The organism is Pseudoalteromonas sp. SWYJZ12, from assembly GCF_015864395.1.
In the GTDB taxonomy this organism is placed as follows: Bacteria; Pseudomonadota; Gammaproteobacteria; order Enterobacterales; family Alteromonadaceae; genus Pseudoalteromonas; species Pseudoalteromonas arctica.
This window is the reverse complement of record NZ_JADYXH010000014.1, coordinates 88196-97137: the sequence shown is the minus strand read 5'-3', so window position 1 is coordinate 97137 and position 8942 is coordinate 88196. Positions and strand designations below refer to the sequence as shown.

The 8942-nt window shown below is 40.9% G+C and carries 5 protein-coding genes, 1 tRNA gene and 1 other RNA gene; 6 read left to right on the top strand and 1 reads right to left on the bottom strand.

Going from position 1 to position 8942, the window contains the following annotated elements; translation table 11 throughout:
• The first annotated feature begins 175 nt into the window (after positions 1-175).
• The 4 genes from I6F42_RS14630 to I6F42_RS14615 all read left to right on the top strand — a co-directional run bounded on the left by I6F42_RS14630 (position 176) and on the right by I6F42_RS14615 (position 6456).
• Positions 176-251 (top strand) — tRNA-Thr (locus I6F42_RS14630).
• A gap of 403 nt (positions 252-654) precedes the next feature.
• Positions 655-2070, top strand: coding sequence for an efflux transporter outer membrane subunit (locus tag I6F42_RS14625; protein ID WP_197152619.1), 1416 nt, complete (start codon positions 655-657; stop codon positions 2068-2070).
• Complete coding sequence (locus I6F42_RS14620; RefSeq protein WP_010554901.1) at positions 2060-3376, top strand: efflux RND transporter periplasmic adaptor subunit; 1317 nt, start codon at positions 2060-2062, stop codon at positions 3374-3376. The genes I6F42_RS14625 and I6F42_RS14620 overlap by 11 nt, the downstream gene beginning before the upstream one ends.
• Positions 3373-6456 carry an efflux RND transporter permease subunit gene (locus tag I6F42_RS14615; RefSeq protein ID WP_024589701.1) on the top strand — a complete coding sequence of 1028 codons (3084 nt, stop codon included), beginning with the start codon at positions 3373-3375 and terminating at the stop codon, positions 6454-6456. The genes I6F42_RS14620 and I6F42_RS14615 overlap by 4 nt, the downstream gene beginning before the upstream one ends.
• A 188-nt stretch (positions 6457-6644) precedes the next feature.
• Here I6F42_RS14615 and ssrS read toward each other — a convergent pair.
• A non-coding RNA gene (gene ssrS / locus I6F42_RS14610) (6S RNA) lies at positions 6645-6827 on the bottom strand.
• Between the two features lie 193 nt (positions 6828-7020).
• Here ssrS and I6F42_RS14605 point away from each other — a divergent pair.
• Positions 7021-7584 carry a UPF0149 family protein gene (locus I6F42_RS14605; RefSeq protein ID WP_007587323.1) on the top strand — a complete coding sequence of 188 codons (564 nt, stop codon included), beginning with the start codon at positions 7021-7023 and terminating at the stop codon, positions 7582-7584.
• A 30-nt stretch (positions 7585-7614) separates the two neighbouring features.
• Complete coding sequence (gene pepP, locus I6F42_RS14600; protein WP_197152617.1) at positions 7615-8937, top strand: Xaa-Pro aminopeptidase; 1323 nt, start codon at positions 7615-7617, stop codon at positions 8935-8937.
• The last annotated feature ends 5 nt before the right edge of the window (positions 8938-8942 follow it).

Here is an 8942-nt window from a genome sequence, read left to right as displayed (position 1 = left end):
TCGATAGCTCAGTCGGTAGAGCAGAGGATTGAAAATCCTCGTGTCCGTGGTTCGATTCCGCGTCGAGGCACCATTTATTGAGAAGCCTTGCTTATGCAAGGTTTTTTTATTTTAAGTGCTTTATAAAAGTTCTCAATCTTTAAAATTGAACGTGCCTTAGCACACAGTTTTGTGTGCCGACTTAGCTCAGCTGGTAGAGCAACTGACTTGTAATCAGTAGGTCAACCGTTCGACTCGGTTAGTCGGCACCATTTATTCAAAAGCCTCGCTTATAGCGGGGCTTTTCTGTTTCTATATGTCTAATACCAATCCGCAATAATACTTAATTAATTTGAGTGATTAAATCTGCCGTTAACTGCGTTAAAAATTTCTGATATAGGACAAAAATAACGAAATTTTTGCCTTGTTATCGACACGATTTTCTTACCTCAAAATAGATCACTTAATTAAGCGAATTGGTATAATCTCTTAGACACACTACAAAAAGTTAATTTTTTATTATTAAAAATTGCTGATCATTTGCTCATTTTTACCGTATAACTGGCTATTATGTTAGTTCATCGCTAGCTATGTAATGTTATGTAAAGTAGGTTGAGCAAAAGTTGCCAAAGTGCTTGAATTACGTTCATAAATAGCAGTAATTTAGGTTTAATTATGATTTGGCAATGCAAGCCAACCCTATTGGCAATTAGTGTGATGCTGCTTAGCGGCTGTGCGAGTGATTTTAACTCGTCGCAGCGCATGCAAGCGCCTAATAATATGCCACATCAATGGCAGCAAGAAGCATCAAGCTCGGTATTAAAAGTACAAGAGCAATGGCTTACACAACTACAAAACCCTACGCTTAACAAATTTGTACAACAAGCACTTAAAAATAACCAACAGCTTTTACAAACTAGTTACGATGTAGAAATTCAAAAACAACAGCTTATAGTATCGGGTGCTGCGCTTTGGCCTAGCCTCGATTTATCAACGCGTACTAGCCGTAGTAAAGACAACCGCCCAGTGAGCTACGACAACGCAAGTTCAGTTAGTTTAAACTTAACTTACGAGGTTGATTTATGGGGTAAGCTTTCTGATTCAAAACGCGAAGCTAATCTTAACTATTTAGCGCAACAGGCACGGTTTGAGCAAGCTAAACAGCAACTCGTTGCTGATGTGGTAACAGGCTGGTTTGATGTTGTTACATCACAACAATTACTCGATTTATTTAAACGCAGAGAAGCTAACGCACAGCAAAACCTAGATATTATCGAGTCTGGCTATCGCCAAGGTATAAACGAAGCACTCGATGTATATTTAGCCCGTAATGAGCTCAATACTGAACGCGCTCGCATTGCCACTCAAACGGCGAACCTATCGGCTTCAGCACGTGTACTTGAGCGTTTACTGGGTGAATACCCAAAAGGTGCCATTACTGCTAGTAGCGACTTACCCGTTATTAATACCGATATTCCACTAGGCTTACCTTCTGAACTTATAACACGTAAACCTACGCTGCGAGCAAGTTGGTATGATCTTTTAGCCACCGACGCTTCATTGGCGTATGCGCACAAACAACGCTTTCCAAGTTTAGATTTAACAGCTTCACTAAGTGATAGCACCGACAGAGTAAGCGACTTGTTTTCTCCATCAAGCCTTGCATGGTCGTTATTAGGTAGTATTTCAGCACCACTTTTTGAGGGCGGACGCTTAAAAGCGAATGAAGAAATAGCGCGCCTTAATACTCAAAAGCAAGAGCAACTTTATTTGCAAACGCTTTACGATGCATTTGGTGATGTAGAGAATGCGATTTCACAGCAGCAGTCTCTTAAATCACAATATAGCAGCACCCTTGAGGCGCAAGAAAACGCACTTGCAGCAGAGCAGTTGTCGTTTGAGCAATATCAAAGTGGCTTGGTAACTTACACTACGGTGCTTGACGCACAAGATAGGTCTTTCGATGCACAAAGCTCCTTAATCGACATTAAAAACCAATTAATAGCTAACAGAATTAACTTACACGTTGCCCTTGGTGGTGATTTTGCAAAGCCCTCAAGTGAACTAAAGAGCAATAATGATGAAAACTAAAACAGCAAAAATTATTATTCCAGCGGTGGTTATTATTGCCACTATTTTAATTGTTATGTTTATTAAAGGTAATCCGCCAGAGGCTAAACGCTTTGGCTCACCTCCTAAAGCATCAATAAGTGTGGCTGCGCTTGAGCTTAAACCACAAAATTACCAAGTGATGATTGATAGCTACGGTACGGTAAAACCACGTACACAAAGTTTATTAGTTGCTCAGGCATCTGGGCAAATAATTGAAGTAAGTGATGACTTTAGAGAAGGCGGCTTTTTTGAAAAGGGCGACGTACTTTTAAAGCTAGACGATAGAGATCATCAAGCTGAAGTTAAATCTGCTCAAGCCAATTTATTAACGGCAGAGCAAGGCTTATTAGAAGAAAAAGCGCGTGGACAACAAGCTATTACTGATTGGAAACGCCTTGGCGGCTCAAATCAGGCAAGCAGCTTAGTACTGCGTGAACCACAACTTGCAGCAGCCGAAGCAGAAGTTTTATCGGCGCAAGCAGTACTTGAAAAAGCCATGCTTGATTTAGAGCGCACTAAAGTAACCGCGCCATACGCCGGGCGTATACTCAGCCGTAGTGTTGATTTGGGGCAAGTTGTTACTAACAATACCCAGCTTGCCACTATTTACGCAATCGATAGCGTAGAGATTCGTTTACCGATTAAAAATAAAGATCTTCCGTTCGTAAATTTACCAGAGCAATATCGTGATGGCGCCAAAAATCAAGCAGGTTCAATTGTTAAATTTACCTCTGACTTAGTGGGTGAGCAAACGTGGCAAGGGCAGCTAGCGCGTACCGAAGGTGCTATAGATGAAGGTGCACAACAGCTTTACGTAGTTGCTAAAATTAACGACCCATATAAAGCAACGGCTAATAACCAGTACCCAATAAAAATAGGGCAATACATAAAGGCGCAAATTACCGGTAAAACAGTTCCTAACGCACTTATAATCCCTAACAGTACTATTTATCAAGGGACGTATGTTTATGTTGTTGAAGAGGGTGTACTTAAGCGTAAAGACATTACACTTGCTTGGCAAAATGCGACACAAGCGATGATAAAAACGGGATTAAATCCAAATGATAAACTGGTTATTACTCCACTAGGGCAAGTGAGTTCTGGAACTCAGGTAAGTATTTTAGGCGAACAAAGCACAGAGCAACCTAAAAGCCGAGGAGCTAATGGGCAAGGTAAAGGAAAGCGCCCGACGCCAGAGCAGCTTGAGCAAAAAGCAAAAGAGCAGGGTATTAGTGTTGAAGAGCTAAAAAAACGCCGCGCAGCAAAGCAAGGAGATAAGCCATGATCGCTTGGTTTGCCAAAAACCATGTTGCTGCTAACTTATTGCTAGTAACGCTGTTACTGTCGGGACTTTTTAGCTTATCAAGCAAAATACCGCTTGAGGTATTTCCTTCATTCGAAACTGACATGATAAGCGTAAATGTAAGTTTGCGTGGTTCAACACCAGAGGATGTAGAGCAAGGTGTAACTATACGAATAGAAGAAGCAGTACAAGATTTAGAGGGCATAAAGCAAATATTTAGTCGCTCTTCTGAAGGTTCTGGCTCTGTGACAATAGAAGTGGAAAGCGGTTACGACCCTCGTGAGCTTTTAGCTGATATAAAAAGTCGTGTAGACGCAATTAACACTTTTCCAGCCGATGCTGAAAAGCCGATAGTAGCGCTTGCTGAGCGAATTCGTGAAGTTATCGCGGTTACCGTATCGAGTGACTATGGCGAAAAAGAAACCCGCGAATACGCAGAAACAGTACGCGATCAAATCCTACGTTTACCTAATGTAACGCAGGTAGAGCTAAGTGGCGTTCGTGATTACGAAATAGCCATTGAAGTAAGCCAAGATATTCTTCGTCAGTACGATTTAAGCTTGGCACAAATATCGAGTGCTATTTCAAACTCAAGCTCAGATATTTCTGCTGGTAACTTAAAAACAGAAGGCGGGGACGTACTTATAAGCTCTAAAGGGCAAGCATATCGTAAAGATGAATTTGCCAGCATTGTTGTTAAAAACCAAGCCGATGGCACTATTATTCGCTTAGGTGATATAGCGACTATAAAAGACGATTTTGAAGAAACACCAGTACGTACTCGCTTTAATGGTAAGCAAGCTGCATTTATCGACGTATATCGAATTGGTCCACAAAGTGCGATTACAGTTGCTGACGATGTTAAAAACTACATAAAAGAGCAACAAAGTTCTCTCCCACAAGGGTTTGAATTAAGTTACTGGGATGATGATTCGGAGCTGGTTAAAAGTCGTATTTCGACCCTTACTACCAATGCTTTACAAGGCGGTATTTTAGTACTCGCTTTACTTACTTTGTTTTTACGCCCTGCAATTGCATTTTGGGTATTTATTGGTATTCCGGTTTCGTTTATGGGCGCGTTTATAGCTATGCCTATTTTTGGCGTAACCCTTAATATTATGAGCTTATTTGGCTTTATATTGGTACTGGGGATTGTTGTTGATGACGCCATAGTTACCGGCGAAAACGTTTACACCCATCTAAAAACGGCTAAGTCGGGCGAGCAAGCCGCAATTTTAGGTACTCAAGAAGTAGCAACACCAGTAACATTTGGTGTGTTAACTACCGTTGCTGCCTTTTTACCTTTGGCCTTTATTGAAGGGGCGCGTGGTGCCTTGTTTGCACAAATACCGGTAGTGGTTATTCCGGTATTATTGTTTTCATTGATTGAATCTAAATTTGTACTACCAGCACATTTAAAATATATAAAACTACGCCACGAAAAAGGCGAACCTTCAAAGTTTGATGTTATTCAACAGCGTTTTGCAGATGGATTTGAAAACGCGATTTTAAAATACTATCAACCCACTTTAAATTTAGCACTGCGCCATAAATTGGCTTCGGTAAGCTTGTTTATTGGTGTATTTGTTATAATTTTAACCATGATCACCAGCGGTTGGACTAAGTTTGTATTTTTCCCGCGCATACCAAGCGAAACAGTCCGCGTTAACTTAACACTACCGACAGGTACACCGTTTGAAGTAACTAATAAATACGTAATTGACATGTCGCAAAAGGCGCAGCAATTACAAGAAAAGTACCGCGATCCAGATACTGGCGAAAGCGTTATTTTAAATATATTAGCCACAACAGGCGGGCGTGGTGGTGTATCTAATTCAGGCTCTGTACGCTTTGAAATAACACCGGCTGAAAAGCGTGAATCAGACATAGGATCACGAGAACTCGCCAGCGAATGGCGCGATTTAATTGGTGTCATACCAGGCGCCGAAAGTTTAACGTTTAGAGCCGAAATTGGCCGAAGTTCTGACCCAATTGATGTTCAGCTTAGCGGCACTTCGTTGACTATTTTACAAGACGTGGCTGATCACATTAAAACCCGTTTATCGACCTATCCAACGGTATTTGATATTGCCGATAGTATGTCCGACGGTAAAGAAGAGTTACAAATAGAGCTTACGCAACAAGGTTTAGCGCTGGGCTTAAATAGAGTCAATGTAGCAGGACAAGTACGTAACTCGTTTTTTGGCTCGCAAGCACAACGTATTCAGCGAGGCAGGGATGACGTACGTGTAATGGTACGCTTACCTATAGATGAGCGCCGCTCTGTAGCTGACCTACAAAACATACTTATAAATACGCCTGATGGAGGCTCAGTGCCTTTATCGCACGTGGCAACACTTACTGCTGGGCAAAGTCCATCAACTATTAATCGAATAGACCGTTACCGCACATTAAACGTAACAGCCGATATCGAAAAAAATAATACCAACATGACCATACTGCAGGCTGACCTAACGGAGTATTTAGATGGGTTAATGCAGCAATATCCTGGAGTAGATTACAAACTAGAAGGTGAGGCTAAAGAGCAAAGAGAGTCGTTTGGGTCGTTGGCTTGGGCACTTGTGTTTGTATTTTTCATAATCTATGCGCTATTAGCAATACCGCTTAAATCTTACTTACAACCAATCATAGTAATGAGTGTTATTCCATTTGGCATGATAGGTGCTGTAGTAGGACATTGGATTATGGGAATGGACTTAACTATTATGAGTTTACTCGGTATGCTTGCGCTAACCGGGGTGGTGGTAAATGATTCGCTTGTACTCGTTGATTTTATTAATAAAAAGCGCAGTGAAGGTGGTAAAGTTCTCGATGCTATAAAAATTGCAGGTGCATCACGTTTTCGCCCTGTAATGCTAACTAGTTTAACGACCTTTATTGGCTTAATGCCATTACTGTTTGAAAAAGCGACTCAGGCACAGTTTTTAATACCAATGGCGGTGAGCTTAGGGTTTGGGATTATTTTTGCTACCTTTATTACTTTATTGTTAGTACCAATAAACTACATGCTAATGGAGCGTTTTCAAGGTTGGTTTAAATAACTTCACTCTTTAATGCGTGATTATTAAAGCTGTAGGTAAGTAATTACCTGCGGCTTTTTTATAAGCTAAAAAGTAATATTAGACAATTGAAGACAAGTGAATAAAAAATTTAGATAAATATAAGAATAAACAGGAAGGTTAATTTCTTTTTTGATAAAGCCTTTTAAAGGCGAGGGTTTGCTAAAAAGGTGTTCCCCAAGATACGGTACTCGGTTTCAGTCCTGAAACCAGAAGGTTTCAGGGCGGGAATCTGCGGTTTACCGTAGGCTTCTCGGTACATGCCGAGCCTGCACAATAGTAGACGAACAGAAACCCTGGTATAAAATTTATCGGCTCAGGGACTTAACTAAGCTCCGGTACCCCAGGGAACAATTTAAGTATATAAGACATAATCCAATCCTTAAACCCCAAACGTAAAAAATTAAACCGTTCGCTTAGTTTTTCCGCACCTTTAACTCATCATTTACTTTATCGCATGGTTTTTGAGCTTGATCATACAATTAATTGGAGTTGCTTTTTATCGAGTGGTAGCATTGCCTTAACTTGCAAAGCGAAGATTCGATTATGAACGATTTACCCGATTACGAAAAAGCTCAACTGCTTTTAGAAAAAAACGAAATATTTGTATCACCTGCTGAAGCGCATGGTGTGATTAGTGGTTTACTTGCGTGTGGTTTAACCATTGACGACAAAGAATACTTAGGCCTTTTGAGTGATGTGTTTAACGATGGTGAATCGTTTAGTAACGATTTAAAGCAGTTTTTTGGCACTATTTATAAGCAAGTAGTCGCGAGCTTTAATGATGATGAATTTCAGTTTGATTTATTTTTACCAAGCGACGACGAAACACTCATCGATCAGGCTAATGGCCTCGTATCATGGGTAGCGGGTTTTATGCTTGGTTTTGGTTTAAAGCAAAAAGACTACGGTAAACTATCGAGTGATGTTAAAGAGGTTATTACTGACTTTAGCGAAATCACTCGCCTAGATACTACTTTTGAAGAAACCGAAGAAGACAGCCAAGCGCTGCACGAAGTGATTGAATATGTGCGTGTATCAGCACTACTTTGTTTTGCAGAGCTTGGTAAAGAGCAAAGCACGCAAAGTACTAAAAAAACACTTCATTAACTTTTAAAAAGTAAAACGGGTTGGTTAATAATGGTTGAAGTACAAAAGTCAGAATTTAAAGCACGTCGCGAGCGCTTACTTGCTCAAATGGATGAAAATAGCGTTGCTATTATTCCCGCTGCGAGCGAAGTGACGCGCAGCCGCGATACCGAATATGCATTTAGACAAGATAGCGACTTTTTTTACTTAACTGGCTTTAACGAACCCGACGCCGTACTTGTACTCTGTAATAACAGCGATGCACCCAGTACTTTATTTTGCCTAGATAAAGACAAGCTTGCAGAAATTTGGCATGGCCGCAGAGTTGGCTTTGATAAAGCTAAAAGTGACTACCTGTTTGATGAAGCTTACCCGCTAAGTGAATTAAACGATAAAACACTCGATATGCTAAATGCAAAAAATGCGCTCTATTTTGCACAAGGTGCTTACCCCTCATTTGATACCAAAGTGTTTTCGTTACTAGGTACGCTTCGAAGTGGCTCTCGAAAAGGCCTCAAAGCACCGAGTAATTTAAAAGAAATACGCGGCCTTATTCACGAAATGCGTTTGTTTAAATCGCCAAGCGAGATAGATGTTATGCGAGAAGGCTGTGAAATTAGTGCGCGAGGGCACATGCGCGCTATGCGTTATTCGCATGCGGGAGCTACTGAATTTCAGCTAGAGGCAGAGCTACATCATCATTATGCAATGAACGGTGCGCCTCATCCTGCGTACGGCACAATTGTTGGTAGTGGCGACAACGCCAATATTTTACATTACACGCAAAATAGCGACGTATTAAAAAATGGTGATCTGGTACTTATAGACTCTGGGTGCGAGTTGCAAGGTTACGCCGCCGATATTACTCGTACATTTCCGGTAAATGGTCAATTTAGCGAAGAGCAAGCCGCGCTTTATAATATTGTACTTAAAGCGCAAGAAGTTGCTTTTGATGAGGTAAAACCCGGTGGTTATATGTCGCATGCTAATAAACTAGCAATGGAAGTAATGACCCAAGGTTTACTTGATTTAGGTATTTTAACCGGCGACTTTGACGAGCTAATGGCAAAAGGTGCGTGTAAAGAATATTACATGCACGGGCTTGGGCATTGGCTTGGTTTAGATGTACATGATGTTGGCGATTACAAAGTAAATAACGCTGAGCGGGCATTTGAGCCGGGTATGGTACTCACTATAGAGCCAGGGCTTTATATAAGCGAAGACTCAAGCGCACCGCAAAAATACAAAGGCATTGGCATTCGTATCGAAGATAACTTGCTAGTTACCGAAACCGGCCATGAAAACTTGACCCTAAGCGTACCTAAAAAAATTAGCGATATAGAAGCACTTATGCAAAGTGCTAAAAACGTATAAAGCTC

Excerpts from the sequence above, each read along its gene's own strand:
- I6F42_RS14620 (WP_010554901.1), top strand. The coding sequence starts at position 2,060 with ATGAAAACTAAAACAGCAAAAATTATTATTCCAGCGGTGGTTATTATT.
- I6F42_RS14625 (WP_197152619.1), top strand. The coding sequence starts at position 655 with ATGATTTGGCAATGCAAGCCAACCCTATTGGCAATTAGTGTGATGCTG.
- I6F42_RS14605 (WP_007587323.1), top strand. The coding sequence starts at position 7,021 with ATGAACGATTTACCCGATTACGAAAAAGCTCAACTGCTTTTAGAAAAA.
- pepP (WP_197152617.1), top strand. The coding sequence starts at position 7,615 with ATGGTTGAAGTACAAAAGTCAGAATTTAAAGCACGTCGCGAGCGCTTA.
- I6F42_RS14615 (WP_024589701.1), top strand. The coding sequence starts at position 3,373 with ATGATCGCTTGGTTTGCCAAAAACCATGTTGCTGCTAACTTATTGCTA.